Source organism: Streptomyces sp. NPDC020422 (genome assembly GCF_044386705.1).
Taxonomy (GTDB): Bacteria; Actinomycetota; Actinomycetes; order Streptomycetales; family Streptomycetaceae; genus Streptomyces.
Map to the genome: position 1 here is coordinate 269,863 of NZ_JBIRVJ010000002.1, position 14,989 is coordinate 284,851.

Consider the following 14,989-nt stretch of genomic DNA (forward strand, 5'->3'; position numbering starts at 1 on the left):
GCCGCAGGCGCCCCGCCCACCCACGGCCCGCGGCCACAGCCCACGGCCTACGGCCCACGGCCCACGGCCCACGGCCCACGGCCTACGCCCCGCCGACCCCGAACTCGTACGCCTCGACCTCCGCGAGATAGCGCTCCCGCAGCCCCTCCGCGTCCTCCAGGAAGGCCGCCAGGAACGAGTTCCGGGCCAGCGTCCGCAGCTCCTCCGGGCCCAGCTCCAACGCCTCCCGCACCGCGTCGAAGTTGTCCCCCACGTAGCCGCCGAAGTACGCGGGGTCGTCGGAGTTGACCGTCGCCACGAGCCCCGCCGCCAGCATCGTCCGCAGCGGGTGCTCCTCGATCACGTCGATCGCCCGCAGCCGCACGTTGGACAGCGGGCACAGGGTCAGCGGCACCCGCTCCCGGACGAGCCGCTCGACCAGCTCCGGGTCCTCCAGGCAGCGCAGACCGTGGTCGACGCGCTCCACGCCGAGCACGTCCAGGGCCTCGCGGATGTACTCCGCCGGCCCCTCCTCGCCCGCGTGCGCGACCCGCCGCAGACCGAGCCCGGCGGCCTCCTCGTACACCTCGCGGAACTTCGCCGGCGGGTGGCCGACCTCCGCCGAGTCGAGGCCCACGCCCGTGATCCGGTCGAGGTACGGCTTCGCGGCCTCCAGGGTCGCCATGGCCGACTCGGCGGACTCGTCGCGCAGGAAGCACATGATGAGCCGGGTGGAGATCCCGTACCGCTCCTCCGCGCGGTCGAGGGCCGCGCACAGCCCCTCCACCACGACCCCGAGCGGGACCCCGCGGGCCGTGTGCGCCTGCGGGTCGAAGAAGATCTCGGCGTGCCGCACCCCCTGCGCCCCGGCCCGCGCCAGATACGCGTCGGCGAGCTCGGTGAAGTCCTCGGCGGTGCGCAGTACGGCCATCAGGCCGTAGTACAGGTCGAGGAAGGACTGCAGATCGCTGAAGCGGTACGCCTCGCGCAGGGCCTCGGTGTCCGCGTACGGCAGGGTGACGCCGTTGCGCGCGGCGAGGGCGAAGGCCAGCTCGGGTTCGAGGGTGCCTTCGATGTGGAGGTGCAGTTCGGCCTTGGGGACGGGCATGGTGCGGTTCTTATCTCTTCGGTACGGGGACCCTCATCAGGTCCTGGGCAATGCTCAGCTCCCCCTCGAACCCGGCCGCCCGCGCCTGCCGCTCGAACTCCCCCGGATCGGAGTAGCGCTGCGAGAAGTGGGTCAGCACGAGATGGCGCACGCCCGCGTCCCGGGCGACCGCCGCGGCCTGGCCGGCCGTCAGATGTCCGTGGTCGGTGGCGAGCCGCACGTCCTCGTCGAGGAAGGTCGACTCGATGACGAGCATGTCGGCGCCCTCGGCGAGCGCGTACACCCCGTCGCACAGCCGGGTGTCCATCACGAAGGCGAAGCGCTGGCCGCGCCGGACCTCGCTCACCTCGTCGAGGGTCACGCCGTCCAGCACGCCCTCGCGCTGGATCCGGCCGACGTCGGGGCCCTTGATGCCGTGCGCGGCGAGCCGCTCCGGCAGGATGCGGCGGCCGTCGGGCTCGGTGAGCCGGTAGCCGTAGGACTCCACGGGGTGCGAGAGCAGCCGGGCGTCGAGGGTGTACGCCTCGGTGACGGCGAACGGCCCGTCGGCGTCGACCGGCGCCTCGGTCAGCGGCACGGTCTCCCGGTAGGCCGTGGCGTACCGCAGCCGCTCGAAGAAGCGCTGCCCGCTCGCCGGGTAGTGCGCGGTGACCGGGTGCGGGACCTGGTCGAGGTTGATCCGCTGGATCACCCCGGCCAGGCCCAGCGAGTGGTCGCCGTGGAAGTGCGTGACGCAGATCCGGTTCAGGTCGTGCGCCGCGACGCCGGCCCGCAGCATCTGGCGCTGGGTGCCCTCGCCGGGGTCGAAGAGGATGCCCTGGCCGTCCCAGCGCAGCAGATAGCCGTTGTGGTTGCGGTGCCGGGTCGGCACCTGGCTCGCGGTGCCGAGGACGACCAGTTCACGTACGGACACGGTGGGGTCCCGGCCTATCCGGGCGGCCAGTTGAGGCCGCGGCCGCCCAGGACGTGCGCGTGGGCGTGGAAGACGGTCTGGCCCGCGCCGGCACCGGTGTTGAACACGATCCGGAAGCCGCTGCCGTCGATCTTCTCCTGCTCGGCGACCTCGCCGGCCTCCCGCAGCACGTCCGCGGCGACCGTCGGCGCGGCGGCGGCGAGGGAGGCGGCGTCCGGGTAGTGCACGCGCGGGATGACGAGGACGTGGGTGGGTGCCTGGGGATTGATGTCGCGGAACGCGACCGTGGTCTCGGTCTCGCGCACGATCGTCGCAGGGACCTCCCCTTCCGCGATCTTGCAGAACAGGCAGTCGCTCTGCGGCTCTCCGGCCATGGCCCGGTCCTCCTCGCCTCCGTTGATCAGTACACGCGCATGCTATCGGGACCCCGCCGGGCCCGGGGCCGGGCCCGGAAGCCCGCACCGGCCGGGTTTCACGCCCAGCGGCCGGTGCGGCCGAGCACGAGCGCGGCGGCCGCGGTGCCGGCCGTGGAGGTGCGCAGCACGCTGTGCCCCAGGCGGTACGGCCGGGCGCCGGCCTCCTCGAAGAGCGCCAACTCCTCCGGGGAGACGCCCCCTTCGGGCCCCACGACCAGCACGATCTCGCCGGTGGCGGGCAGTTCGGCGGTGGCGAGCGCGCCGCTGGGGTGCGCCCGGTCCTCGTGCAGCACGGCCGCGAAGTCCGCGGTCGCGAGGAGGGCGGCGACCTGCTTGCCGGTCATCGCGTCGGCCACCTCGGGGAAGCGGGTGCGGCGCGACTGCTTGCCGGCCTCGCGCGCGGTCGCCCGCCACTTGGCGAGGGCCTTCAGCCCGCGCTCGCCCTTCCACTGGGTGATGCAGCGCTGCGCGGACCACGGCACGATCGCGTCCACGCCGGTCTCCGTCATGGTCTCGACGGCCAGTTCGCCGCGGTCGCCCTTGGGCAGGGCCTGGACGACGGTGATCCGGGGCGCGGGCTCCGGGTCCTCGTGGACGGCGGTGACCTCGACGGTCAGCTGGTCCTTGCCCTCGGCCGCGGCGACGACACACGCGGCCCAGGCCCCGTTCCCGTCGGTCAGCACCAGCTCCTCCCCGGCGCGCAGCCGCTTCACGGACACCGCGTGGCGCCCCTCGGGCCCGTCGAGGAGGAAGCCGCCCACCGGGGGGACGGTGTCGACGACGAAGACGGGTGCGGTCACGTGGCGCTCCTGGAGCTTTCGAGGGCGGTGGAGAGTTCTTCGGCGAGGACCCCGACGAGCCGGCCGGCCGGGAGGTCGCGGGCCAGGCGGTGGCCCTGTCCGGCCCACAGGGCCATGCCCTGCGGGTCGCCGGCGGTCGCGGCGGCCTTGCGCAGCGGGGCGGTCAGGTGGTGGACCTCGGGGTAGGCGGCGGGGGCGTACGGCCCGTGCTCGCGCATGAAGCGGTTGACCAGTCCGCGGGCCGGGCGGCCGGAGAAGGCCCGGGTGAGCTCGGTGCGGGTGAACAGCGGGTCGGTCAGGGCCCGCTTGTGCAGCGGGTGCGCCCCGGACTCGGGGCAGGCGAGGAACGCGGTGCCGAGCTGGGCCGCGTCGGCGCCCGCGGCGAGGACGGCGGCTATCTGCCGGCCGCGCATGATGCCGCCGGTGGCGACGATCGGCAGCGAGACGTTCTCGCGCACCTCGGTGAGCAGCGCGAGCAGCCCGGCGCCGCTCCCGGCGGACGGCCCGTCGGCCGGGTCGTCGCGGTGGGTGCCCTGGTGCCCGCCCGCCTCGGTGCCCTGCACGCACAGGGCGCCGGCGCCGGCCCGCTGGGCGGTGCGGGCCTCCTCGACGGAGGTGACGGTGACGATCGTGAAGGTGCCGACCCGGGCGAAGGCGTCGAGCGCGTCGCGGTCGGGGCAGCCGAAGGTGAAGGAGACGACCGGCACCGGGTCGTCGAGGAGGATCGCCAGCTTGGCCTCGTACCCGTCGTCGCGCCCCTGGTCGGGGTCGCCGAGCTCCGTCTCGTACCAGCTCGACTCCCCGGCCAGCTGGTGCCGGTAGACCTCGACGGCGGCGGGGTCGGCGGGCTGGCCGCTCTGCGGCATGAAGAGGTTGACCCCGAAGGGCTGCGCGGTGAGCCCGCGGACCTGCTTGATCTCCTGGTAGAGCCCGCCCGCGGTCTTGTACCCGCCGGCCAGGAACCCGAGCGCCCCCGCCTCGCACACGGCGCCGACGAGCTCGGGACAGGAGGCGCCACCCGCCATGGGGGCCTGCACGATCGGATGCCGAGAGAGATCGTTCAGTGCGGTGGACATGCAGGCATCGTGCCATGCGGGGACGGCCGGGCCGAATCGGTCCCGCACGCGAAGGAACGGCCCGCACGAGTGCGGACCGCCCCTTGATCACGTACGGGACACGTACGGGACTCGGCGCCCGTTGAAGGACGCCCTCCGGCGCCCCAGCGGAACCCCTAGCGCCCGTTGAACGCGTCCTTCAACCGCGAGAACAGCCCCTGCTGCCCGGGCTGACCGTGCCGACCCGGGGGACGACCCCCGGACCCCCAGCCGAACCCCTAGCGCCCGTTGAACGCGTCCTTCAACCGCGAGAACAACCCCTGCTGCCCGGGCTGACCGTGCCGACCCGGGGGACGACCCCCGGACCCCCAGCCGAACCCCTAGCGCCCGTTGAACGCGTCCTTCAACCGCGAGAACAACCCCTGCTGCCCGGGCTGGAACTGCCCGGTGGGGCGCTCCTCGCCGCGCAGCTTGGCCAGCTCGCGCAGGAGGCGCTCCTGCTCCGGGTCGAGCTTGGACGGGGTCTGCACCTCGACGTGGACGATCAGGTCGCCCCGGCCGTTGCCGCGCAGGTGCGTGACGCCGCGGCCGTGCAGCGGGATCGACTGGCCGGACTGGGTGCCCGGGCGGATGTCGACGTCCTCCAGGCCGTCGAGCGTCTGCAGCTGCACCTTCGTGCCGAGCGCGGCGGCCGTCATCGGGATGGTGACCGTGCAGTGCAGGTCGTCGCCGCGCCGCTGGAAGACCTCGTGCGGGGTCTCGTGGATCTCGACGTACAGGTCGCCGGCGGGGCCGCCGCCGGGGCCGACCTCGCCCTCGCCGGCCAGCTGGATCCGGGTGCCGTTGTCGACACCGGCCGGGATCTTGACCGTGAGCGTACGGCGGGACCGCACGCGGCCGTCGCCGGCGCACTCGGGACACGGCGTCGGCACGACCGTGCCGAAGCCCTGGCACTGGGGGCAGGGGCGGGAGGTCATGACCTGGCCCAGGAAGGACCGGGTGACCTGGGAGACCTCGCCACGGCCGCGGCACATGTCACAGGTCTGCGCGGAGGTGCCGGGCGCGGCACCCTCACCGGAGCAGGTGGTGCAGACGACGGCCGTGTCGACCTGGATGTCCTTGGTCGTGCCGAAGGTCGCCTCGTCGAGCGTGATCTCCAGCCGGATCATCGCGTCCTGCCCGCGCCGGGTGCGCGAGCGCGGGCCGCGCTGGGACGCCGTACCGAAGAAGGCGTCCATGATGTCCGAGAAGTTCCCGAAGCCGCCCGCGCCGAAGCCGCCGCCGGCCCCACCGCCGCCGGAGGCGGACAGCGGGTCGCCGCCGAGGTCGTAGACCTGCTTCTTCTGCGGGTCCGACAGCACCTCGTAAGCGGCGTTGATCTCCTTGAACCGCTCCTGGGTCTTCGGGTCCGGGTTCACGTCCGGGTGAAGCTCGCGGGCGAGTCGGCGGAAGGCCTTCTTGATCTCGTCCTGCGACGCGTCGCGGCGTACGCCGAGTACGGCGTAGTAGTCCGTGGCCACTTACGACTCCGCCAGGATCTGTCCGACGTAACGTGCCACTGCGCGTACCGCTCCCATCGTTCCGGGGTAGTCCATGCGGGTCGGTCCGACCACGCCGAGTTTGGCGACTGCCTCGCCGCCGGAACCGTAGCCGACCGAGACGACCGACGTGGACGTCAGCCCCTCGTGGGCGTTCTCGTGCCCGATGCGTACGGTCATCCCCGACTCCTTGGCCTCGCCGAGCAGCTTGAGGAGCACGACCTGCTCCTCGAGTGCTTCCAGGACGGGCCTGATCGTCAGGGGGAAGTCATGTCCGAAGCGGGTCAGATTGGCGGTGCCGCCGATCATGAGCCGCTCCTCCTGCTCCTCCACGAGGGTCTCGAGGAGGGTCGCGAGCACGGTCGAGACCGTGCCCCGGTCCTCGGCCTCCTCGAAGGACTCCGGGAGGTCCTGCACCAGCTGCGGCACGTCCGCGAACCGGCGGCCGACGACCCGGCTGTTGAGCCGGGCCCGCAGGTCGGCCAGGGAGATCTCGCCGAACGGGGCGGGGCAGTCGATCACACGCTGCTCGACCCGGCCGGTGTCGGTGATGAGCACCAGCATCAGCCGGGCGGGCGCCAGCGACAGCAGTTCCACGTGCCGGACCGTCGAACGGGTCAGCGAGGGGTACTGCACGACGGCGACCTGCCGGGTCAGCTGCGCGAGCAGCCGCACCGTGCGGCCGACGACGTCGTCGAGGTCGACGGCTCCGTCGAGGAAGTTGTGGATCGCCCGCCGCTCGGGGGTCGACAGCGGCTTGACGCCGGCCAGCCGGTCCACGAAGAGGCGGTAGCCCTTGTCGGTGGGGATGCGTCCGGCGCTGGTGTGAGGCTGGGCGATGTAGCCCTCCTCCTCCAGCACCGCCATGTCGTTGCGCACGGTGGCGGGCGACACGCCGAGCTTGTGCCGCTCGGTCAGCGCCTTGGAGCCGACCGGCTCCTCCGTCCCCACGTAGTCCTGGACGATGGCACGCAGCACCTCGAGTCTGCGTTCGCTGAGCACCGCGCACACCTCCAGCTGTCGATCCGGGCTTCGGTCCGGTTCCGGTTCTTCCGCATTTGGCACTCGCCCTGCCCGAGTGCCAGGAATCCCCCGGCCAGTGTACGGCGGCGGGCATCGCTCCTGGCAAGGAGGCGGGGTCGGCGGGGTCGCGGCGGATAGCGTCTCGGTATGGACGCGAATTGGGAAGCCCACGGCTGGGAGCGACTGGCGGAGGGGGTGGGACGGCGGCGCCTGCCGGGCTGGGACGCCACGGTGGGCCTGGTGATCGGGGCGGAATCGGTCCTCCTGTACGACACGGGGGCGACCCTCGCCCAGGGCGCCGAGCTGCGCGCCCAGGTGTCGGAGCTGACGGACCGCCGGAGGGTGACGCATATCGCACTGAGCCATCCCCACTTCGACCATGTCCTCGGGACGGCGGCGTTCTCCGGGGCGGAGGTCTTCGGCGCGGTGGGCATGGACACGCTGCTGCCGCGCGAGCGGGAGGCGCTGTACGAGGACGCGGTACGGCAGGGACTGGACGAGCGGGCGGCGGCGGAGGCGGCGGAGGTGCTGGTGGCGCCGCGCCACACGGTCTCCGGCGAATGGACCCTGGACCTGGGCGCCCGCCGCGTCCTGCTGGCGAACATCGGCCCCGGCCACAGCGGCCACGACCTGGCCCTCTTCGTCCCCGGCACCCCGGAGGTGGTCTTCTGCGGCGACCTGGTGGAGGAGTCGGGCGAGCCGCAGGCGGGCCCGGACGCGATCCCGGCCCGCTGGCCGGCGGCGCTGGACCGCCTCCTGGCGCTGGGCGGCGAGGACGCGGTGTACGTCCCGGGCCACGGCGCGGTGGTCGACGCGGACTTCGTCCGACGCCAGCGCGATGAACTGGCACGCCGCTTCGAGGTGTCGTAGCGTCGCCGAAATGCGCAGCTACAACCCGGATCTGACACCCCCTTGGAAGAAGTCGACGCCGGTCCCGACGGTCCCGGCCGACCTCGACCTGGTCGTCGAGGAGGTCACGACGGGGTTCTGCGGGGCGGTGGTCCGCTGCGAGGCGGACACGGTGACCCTGGAGGACCGCTTCGGGAAGCACCGTGTCTTCCCCCTGGCCCCCCGGGCCTTCCTCCTGGACGGCCGCCCGGTCACCCTGACCCGCCCCGCCCGCCCCGCCCCCGCCGTCCCGACCCGTACGGCCTCGGGCTCGATCGCGGTCCCGGGCGCACGGGCGCGGGTGGCCCGGGCGGGCCGCATCTACGTCGAGGGCCGCCACGACGCGGAGCTGGTGGAACGGGTCTGGGGCGACGACCTGCGCATCGAGGGCGTCGTCGTCGAGTACCTGGAGGGCATCGACGACCTCCCGGCCATCGTCGCCGACTTCGCCCCGGCCCCGGACGCCCGCCTCGGCATCCTGGTCGACCACCTGGTCCCCGGCTCCAAGGAGTCCCGCATCGCGGCCCAGGTCTCCTCTCCCGACGTCCTGATCGTGGGCCACCCGTACATCGACGTCTGGGAGGCCGTGAAGCCGTCCTCGGTCGGCATCCCGGCCTGGCCCTCGGTCCCCCACGGCCAGGACTGGAAGACGGGCGTCTGCCGAGCGCTGGGCTGGCCGGAGAACACGGGCGCGGTGTGGCAGCACATCCTGTCGAAGGTGACGTCCTACAAGGACCTGGAGCCCGAACTCCTCGGCCGAGTAGAAGAACTCATCGACTTCGTCACGACCCCGTAGCCCCACCCGTTGTGGCCATTCGTGCCGCCGCGGCGGCACCCACCCTCCCGGCCGCGCCCGCACCCCGCCGTGGGCATTCGTTCCGCTGGGCCGGCGCCCACCCTCCCGGCCGCGCCCGCACCCCGTCGTGGGCCTGCGGCCCCCCGTTGTGGGCATTCGTTCCGCTGGGCCGGCGCCCACCCTCCCGGCCGCGCCTGCGCCCGTTGTGGGCCTGCGGCCCGCCGTTGTGGGCATTCGTTCCGCTGGGGCGGAACGGGTGGGCACAACGGACGGCGCCCCTTGCCGGGCCTAGGCCTCCGCGCCTGAACCCGCACCACAGGTGCGGCGCGCTGGGGGCCGGGGCTCAGGCACGGGGAGCGGAGGCGCCGCTAAGCGCGCCGTCCCGTGTGCCCACCCGTCCCGCCCTGCGGGACGATTGCCCACACGGGGGTGGACAAGGCGTGGCGTCCCACACGGGGGCGGGCAGAGGCGGCCCACACGGGCAGGGGGGCGCGGCGGCCCGCGCGGGCGGGGGCGCGGCCCGCACGGGGCGCGGGCGCGGTGGCTCGCACGGCAGGTGCGGGCGGCCCGCCGGGGCGCGGCCCACGACCGGGGGCCGGGCGGCGTCAGTCCACCAGGTCGCGGACCACCGCGTCGGCCAGCAACCGCCCCCGCAACGTCAGCACCGCCCGCCCCGCACCGTAAGGCCCCTCCGCGAGAAGCCCCTCCTCCAGCGCCCTGCGCGCCGCCGCCAAGCCCGCCGGCTTGAGCAGCCCCAGCTCGACCCCCTCCGACAGCCGCAGCTCCAGCAGGACCCGCTCCACCCGCCGGTCCTCGTCCGACAGGACCTCCCGCCCGGCACCCGGCGACCTCCCCGCGCCCAGCGCCGCCGCGTACGCGCCGGGATGCTTGACGTTCCACCACCGCACGCCGCCCACGTGGCTGTGCGCACCCGGCCCCGCGCCCCACCAGTCCGCGCCGCGCCAGTACAGCTCGTTGTGCAGGCAGCGCCCGGCCTCCGAGGTGGCCCAGTTGGACACCTCGTACCACTGGAAGCCCGCCCCGGACAGCGCCTCCTCCGCCATCAGGTACCGGTCCGCGTGCACGTCGTCGTCGGTCATCGGTATCTCGCCGCGCCGGATGCGCCGGGCCAGCTGCGTGCCCTCCTCCACGATCAGCGCGTAGGCGCTGACGTGGTCGGGCCCGGCGCCGATCACCGCGTCGAGCGAGGCCTGCCAGTCCTCGTCGGACTCGCCGGGGGTGCCGTAGATGAGGTCGAGGTTGACGTGCTCGAAGCCGGCCGCCCGCGCCTCGGCGACACACGCCTCGGGCCGCCCGGGGGTGTGGGTGCGGTCGAGGATCTTCAGGACGTGCTGGCGGGCGCTCTGCATGCCGAAGGAGATCCGGTTGAAGCCGCCCTCGCGCAGCGCGGCCAGATACGCGGGGTCGACGGACTCCGGGTTCGCCTCGGTCGTCACCTCGGCGTCGTCGGCGAGCCCGAACTCGTCCCGGATCGCCCCGAGCATCGCCACCAGGTCGCCCGCGTCGAGCAGCGTGGGCGTGCCGCCGCCGACGAAGACCGTCCGGACCGGGCGCGGGTCGTCGCCGAGGACCTTGCGGGCGAGCCGTATCTCCTCGGTGACCTGCGCCGCGTAGTTCTCCCGGGAGGCGAGCACGCCGCCGGCACCGCGCAGCTCGCTCGCGGTGTAGGTGTTGAAGTCGCAGTAGCCGCAGCGGGTCGCGCAATACGGCACGTGCAGATAGAACCCGAGGGGTCGCTCGCCGGCCCCCTCCAGGGCGTGGGCGGGCAGCGCCCCGTCCTCGGGCATGGGCTCACCATCGGGCAGTACGGAAGGCATGAAGCCATTGTCCCGTACCGCCCGACGTGACGGTCGACCCTGTGGATAACCAGGAAAGCCTCAGCTCAGAGGCGTCCCCGCCCCCGCTCAGGCCTCCCGGGCCCCCTCGTACATCTCATCGATCAGGTGCTGGTACGTCCGCTCCACGACCGGCCGCTTCATCTTCAGGCTGGGCGTGAGCTCCCCGTGCTCGACGTCGAGGTCCCGCGGCAGCAGACGGAACTTCTTGATCGTCTGCCAGCGCTGGAGCCCCTCGTTGAGGCGGGCCACGTAGCCCTCGATGAGCTTCTCGGTGGCCGGCGCGGCGACGACCTCCGCGTACGACTTGCCGCCGAGGTCGTGCTCGGCCGCCCAGCCGAGGATGGCGGGCTCGTCGAGGGCGATCAGCGCGGTGCAGTAGTTCCGGTCGGCGCCGAGCACCACGATGTTGGAGACGAACGGGCAGACGGCCTTGAACTGCCCCTCGACCTCGGTCGGGGCGATGTACTTGCCGCCGGAGGTCTTGAACAGGTCCTTCTTGCGGTCGGTGATCCGCAGGTAGCCGTCCGGGGACAGCTCGCCGATGTCGCCGGTGTGGAACCAGCCGTCGGCCTCCAGGACCTCCGCCGTCTTCTCCGGCAGCCCGTGGTAGCCCTCCATGATGCCGGGGCCGCGCAGCAGGATCTCGCCGTCGTCGGCGATGCGGACCTCGGTGCCGGGCAGCGGCTTGCCGACGGTGCCGGTGCGGTAGGCCTCGCCCGGGTTCACGAAGGAGGCGGCGGAGGACTCCGTCAGGCCGTAGCCCTCCAGGATGTGGATGCCGGCGCCGGAGAAGAAGTAGCCGATCTCGGGGGCCAGCGCGACGGAGCCGGAGACGGCGGCGCGCAGCCGGCCGCCGAAGGCCTCGCGGAGCTTCTTGTAGACGAGCGCGTCGGCGACCTTGTGCTTGGCGGAGAGGCCGAAGGGCGCGGAGGCGGTGCCGGTGCGGCGGAAGTTGTCCTGGGTGACCTTGGCGTACTCGCGGGCCACCTCGGCCGCCCACTGGAAGATCTTGTACTTGGCCGCACCGCCCTCGCGGGCCTTGGCGGCGACGCCGTTGTAGACCTTCTCGAAGATGCGCGGGACGGCCGCCATGTAGGTGGGCTGCACGACCGGCAGATTCACGATGATCTTGTCGATCCGGCCGTCGACGGCGGTGACGTGGCCGACCTCGATCTGGCCGGAGGTGAGCACCTTGCCGAAGACGTGGGCGAGCGGCAGCCACAGGTACTGCACGTCGTCCTGGGTGACCAGGCCGGTGGCGGCGATCGCCTTCGCCATGTACGACCAGTTGTCGTGCGGGAGGCGGACGCCCTTGGGGCGGCCGGTGGTGCCCGAGGTGTAGATGAGGGTGGCGAGCTGCTCGGCGGTGATCGCCGCGACCCGCTCCTTGACGGCCTCCGGGTGCTTCTCCAGGTACGCCTTGCCGCGGGCCTCCAGGTCGGCGAGGGTGAGCACCCACTCGTCGTCGGTGTCGGCGCCCTCGGGGTCGATGACGACGACGTGGTGGAGGTGGGGCAGGTCGGCGCGCCGTTCGACCGCCTTGGCGAGCTGCTCGGCGTTCTCCGCGATGAGGACGCGCGAGTCGGAGTCGGCGAGGATGAAGGCCGACTCCTCGGCGTTGGTCTGCGGATAGACCGTGGTCACCGCGGCGCCCGCGCACATCACGCCGAGGTCGGCGAGGATCCACTCGACCCGGGTCGAGGAGGCGAGGGCGATCCGCTCCTCCGGCTGGACGCCGAGGTCGACGAGGCCGGCGGCGATTCCGTAGACCCGCTCGGCGGCCTGCGCCCAGCTGAGCGACTTCCACTCGTCCGGGCCCTGGCCGGAGGCGGCGGGGACCGGGTAGCGGTAGGCCTCCGCGTCCGGGGTCCGCTCGACGCGCTCAAGGAAGAGGGTCGCCACGGACGGCGGCCGGTTCTCGATCAGGGTCTGTGTGTCGCTCACGACGTCCTCCGGGCGGCGGCGGTGCGGTCAGGCGGTGGGTCGATCTTCTGCGTAACGTGTAACTAACTGGCGAGTAACCTGCGGCTGGATCAGAGTAGAGCGCCGAGGACTGGCGCGTAAGGGCTTGCATATAACGAAACAGGCCCCCGTACCGTCGGTACGGGGGCCTGTTCGGGTGCCTACTTCTTGCTCTTGGCGGAGGACTCGTCGCTCGACAGGACGGCGATGAAGGCCTCCTGCGGGACCTCCACGGAGCCGACCATCTTCATGCGCTTCTTGCCTTCCTTCTGCTTCTCCAGCAGCTTCCGCTTACGGGAGATGTCACCGCCGTAGCACTTGGCGAGGACGTCCTTGCGGATGGCGCGGATGGTCTCGCGGGCGATGACCCGGGAACCGATCGCGGCCTGGATCGGGACCTCGAAGGCCTGCCGCGGGATCAGCTCGCGCAGCTTGGCGACGAGCCGGACGCCGTAGGCGTACGCGGCGTCCTTGTGGGTGATCGCGGAGAAGGCGTCCACCTTGTCGCCGTGCAGCAGGATGTCGACCTTGACCAGGCTGGAGGCCTGCTCGCCGGTGGGCTCGTAGTCGAGCGAGGCGTAGCCGCGGGTCTTGGACTTCAGCTGGTCGAAGAAGTCGAAGACGATCTCGGCCAGCGGCAGGGTGTAGCGGATCTCGACGCGGTCCTCGGAGAGGTAGTCCATGCCGAGGAGGGTGCCGCGCCGGTTCTGGCACAGCTCCATGATCGAGCCGATGAACTCGGTGGGGGCCAGGATCGTGGCGCGCACGACCGGCTCGTACACCTCGCTGATCTTGCCCTCGGGGAACTCGCTCGGGTTGGTGACCGTGTGCTCGCTGCCGTCCTCCATGACCACGCGGTAGACCACGTTGGGCGCGGTGGCGATCAGGTCGAGCCCGAACTCGCGCTCCAGGCGCTCGCGGATCACGTCCAGGTGGAGCAGGCCGAGGAAGCCGACGCGGAAGCCGAAGCCGAGGGCCGCGGAGGTCTCCGGCTCGTAGACCAGGGCGGCGTCGTTGAGCTGGAGCTTGTCGAGCGCGTCGCGCAGCTCCGGGTAGTCCGAGCCGTCCAGCGGATACAGACCCGAGAAGACCATCGGCTTCGGGTCCTTGTAACCGCCCAGCGCCTCCTCGGCGCCCTTGCTCTGGGAGGTGATCGTGTCACCGACCTTGGACTGGCGGACGTCCTTCACGCCGGTGATGAGGTAACCCACCTCGCCGACGCCGAGACCGTCGGCCGGCAGCATCTCGGGCGAGTTGGTGCCGATCTCCAGGAGCTCGTGGGTGGCGCCCGTCGACATCATCCGGATGCGCTCGCGCTTGTTGAGCTGCCCGTCGACGACACGGACGTACGTCACGACGCCGCGGTACGAGTCGTAGACCGAGTCGAAGATCATCGCGCGGGCGGGGGCGTCGGCGACGCCCACCGGGGCCGGGATGTCGCGGACGACGCGGTCCAGCAGCGCCTCGACGCCCATGCCGGTCTTGGCGGAGACCTTGAGGACGTCCTCCGGCTGGCAGCCGATGAGGTTGGCCAGCTCCTCGGCGAACTTCTCCGGCTGGGCGGCCGGGAGGTCGATCTTGTTGAGCACCGGGACGATGGTGAGCTCGTTCTCCATGGCCAGGTAGAGGTTGGCCAGGGTCTGCGCCTCGATGCCCTGCGCGGCGTCCACCAGCAGGATCGTGCCCTCGCAGGCCGCGAGCGAGCGCGAGACCTCATAGGTGAAGTCGACGTGCCCGGGGGTGTCGATCATGTTCAGGATGTGCGTCCGGCCCTGGTCGGCTCCCTCGGTGGGAGCCCAGGGCAGACGGACCGCCTGGGACTTGATCGTGATGCCGCGCTCTCGCTCGATGTCCATCCGGTCGAGGTACTGGGCGCGCATCTGCCGCTGGTCGACCACACCGGTCAGCTGGAGCATCCGGTCGGCGAGCGTGGACTTGCCGTGGTCGATGTGCGCGATGATGCAGAAGTTGCGGATCAGAGCCGGGTCGGTTCGGCTCGGCTCGGGCACGTTGGTAGGAGTCGCGGGCACGCAGGGTTCTCGTCTCGGGCGATGTTCAGAACGGATACGTAGGCTCCATCGTCCCATGACTGCGGTGCGACGCTCGGTTTGGGCGGTGTGGAGTGCGGCTGATACCGTGGACAGCTGTGTCTCGTGTGCCCTCTCAGCTGCGCGGCACATCCTGAAGAAACATCGAACCTGTAAAGGCTCTTTTCGTGGCGAACATCAAGTCCCAGATCAAGCGGAACAAGACCAACGAGAAGGCGCGCCTGCGCAACAAGGCCGTCAAGTCGTCGCTCAAGACCGCGATCCGCAAGGCCCGCGAGGCTGTCGCCGCCGGCGACCTCGAGAAGGCCACCGTTGCCGCTCGTGCCGCCTCGCGTCAGCTCGACAAGGCTGTCTCGAAGGGTGTCATCCACAAGAACGCCGCCGCCAACAAGAAGTCGGCGCTGGCGATCAAGGTTTCCTCCCTCCAGGGCTGAGCTCTGATGTGACCGGCCGCACGGGATCCAGCGGGCCCTCTAACCGCTCCCGCCCGGCCACCCCGGCCACGTACGCGAGACGCGTTCGCCACGCGTGTACGGGCCACAGCTTGTAGGTCGAAGGCCCCGTCGCCCTCCTTCCCCAGGAGACGACGGGGCCTTCGTCATGC

At 72.1% G+C, this 14,989-nt stretch carries 13 protein-coding genes; 3 read left to right on the forward strand and 10 right to left on the reverse strand.

Annotated elements, in window-relative coordinates; all coding sequences use genetic code 11:
- Positions 1–82 precede the first annotated feature (82 nt).
- From ACH414_RS05315 to hrcA, 7 genes are all read right to left on the reverse strand, one after another.
- Complete coding sequence (locus tag ACH414_RS05315) at positions 83–1,087, reverse strand: adenosine deaminase (protein WP_382543694.1); 1,005 nt, start codon at positions 1,085–1,087, stop codon at positions 83–85.
- A gap of 10 nt (positions 1,088–1,097) precedes the next feature.
- Entirely contained in the window at positions 1,098–2,000 is a 903-nt protein-coding gene (locus ACH414_RS05320) for a ribonuclease Z (RefSeq protein WP_382543697.1), read from the reverse strand.
- A 14-nt stretch (positions 2,001–2,014) separates the two neighbouring features.
- Positions 2,015–2,374 carry a histidine triad nucleotide-binding protein gene (locus tag ACH414_RS05325; RefSeq protein ID WP_382543700.1) on the reverse strand — a complete coding sequence of 120 codons (360 nt, stop codon included), beginning with the start codon at positions 2,372–2,374 and terminating at the stop codon, positions 2,015–2,017.
- Between the two features lie 98 nt (positions 2,375–2,472).
- Positions 2,473–3,216 (reverse strand): 16S rRNA (uracil(1498)-N(3))-methyltransferase, encoded by a 744-nt coding sequence (locus tag ACH414_RS05330; protein ID WP_382543704.1) that lies wholly within the window; start codon positions 3,214–3,216, stop codon positions 2,473–2,475.
- A complete protein-coding gene (locus ACH414_RS05335) occupies positions 3,213–4,292 on the reverse strand; it encodes a nitronate monooxygenase (protein ID WP_382543707.1) in 1,080 nt (359 codons plus the stop codon). The genes ACH414_RS05330 and ACH414_RS05335 overlap by 4 nt, the downstream gene beginning before the upstream one ends.
- A 359-nt stretch (positions 4,293–4,651) precedes the next feature.
- Complete coding sequence (dnaJ, locus tag ACH414_RS05340; RefSeq protein WP_382543710.1) at positions 4,652–5,791, reverse strand: molecular chaperone DnaJ; 1,140 nt, start codon at positions 5,789–5,791, stop codon at positions 4,652–4,654.
- On the reverse strand, positions 5,792–6,811 hold the full coding sequence (gene hrcA, locus ACH414_RS05345) for a heat-inducible transcriptional repressor HrcA (RefSeq protein ID WP_382543712.1): 1,020 nt from the start codon (positions 6,809–6,811) through the stop codon (positions 5,792–5,794).
- 168 nt (positions 6,812–6,979) lie between these two features.
- Between hrcA and ACH414_RS05350 the strand changes: the two genes are divergently transcribed.
- Together ACH414_RS05350 and ACH414_RS05355 are read left to right on the forward strand one after the other, a co-directional pair.
- Entirely contained in the window at positions 6,980–7,702 is a 723-nt protein-coding gene (locus ACH414_RS05350; protein WP_382543715.1) for an MBL fold metallo-hydrolase, read from the forward strand.
- Positions 7,703–7,712: 10 nt separating this feature from the next.
- On the forward strand, positions 7,713–8,516 hold the full coding sequence (locus ACH414_RS05355; RefSeq protein ID WP_382543718.1) for a DUF3097 domain-containing protein: 804 nt from the start codon (positions 7,713–7,715) through the stop codon (positions 8,514–8,516).
- Between the two features lie 605 nt (positions 8,517–9,121).
- On the opposite strand, the gene hemW is transcribed toward ACH414_RS05355, so the two are convergent.
- The 3 genes from hemW to lepA all read right to left on the reverse strand — a co-directional run bounded on the left by hemW (position 9,122) and on the right by lepA (position 14,367).
- The gene (gene hemW / locus ACH414_RS05360; RefSeq protein ID WP_382543721.1) at positions 9,122–10,354 is read right to left on the reverse strand and encodes a radical SAM family heme chaperone HemW; all 1,233 of its coding nucleotides are present in this window, start codon (positions 10,352–10,354) and stop codon (positions 9,122–9,124) included.
- An 87-nt stretch (positions 10,355–10,441) separates the two neighbouring features.
- Positions 10,442–12,319 (reverse strand): AMP-dependent synthetase/ligase, encoded by a 1,878-nt coding sequence (locus tag ACH414_RS05365; protein ID WP_382543724.1) that lies wholly within the window; start codon positions 12,317–12,319, stop codon positions 10,442–10,444.
- Positions 12,320–12,498: 179 nt separating this feature from the next.
- Entirely contained in the window at positions 12,499–14,367 is a 1,869-nt protein-coding gene (gene lepA / locus ACH414_RS05370; protein ID WP_382543727.1) for a translation elongation factor 4, read from the reverse strand.
- Positions 14,368–14,552: 185 nt separating this feature from the next.
- Between lepA and rpsT the strand changes: the two genes are divergently transcribed.
- Complete coding sequence (gene rpsT / locus ACH414_RS05375) at positions 14,553–14,819, forward strand: 30S ribosomal protein S20 (RefSeq protein ID WP_030760878.1); 267 nt, start codon at positions 14,553–14,555, stop codon at positions 14,817–14,819.
- The last annotated feature ends 170 nt before the right edge of the window (positions 14,820–14,989 follow it).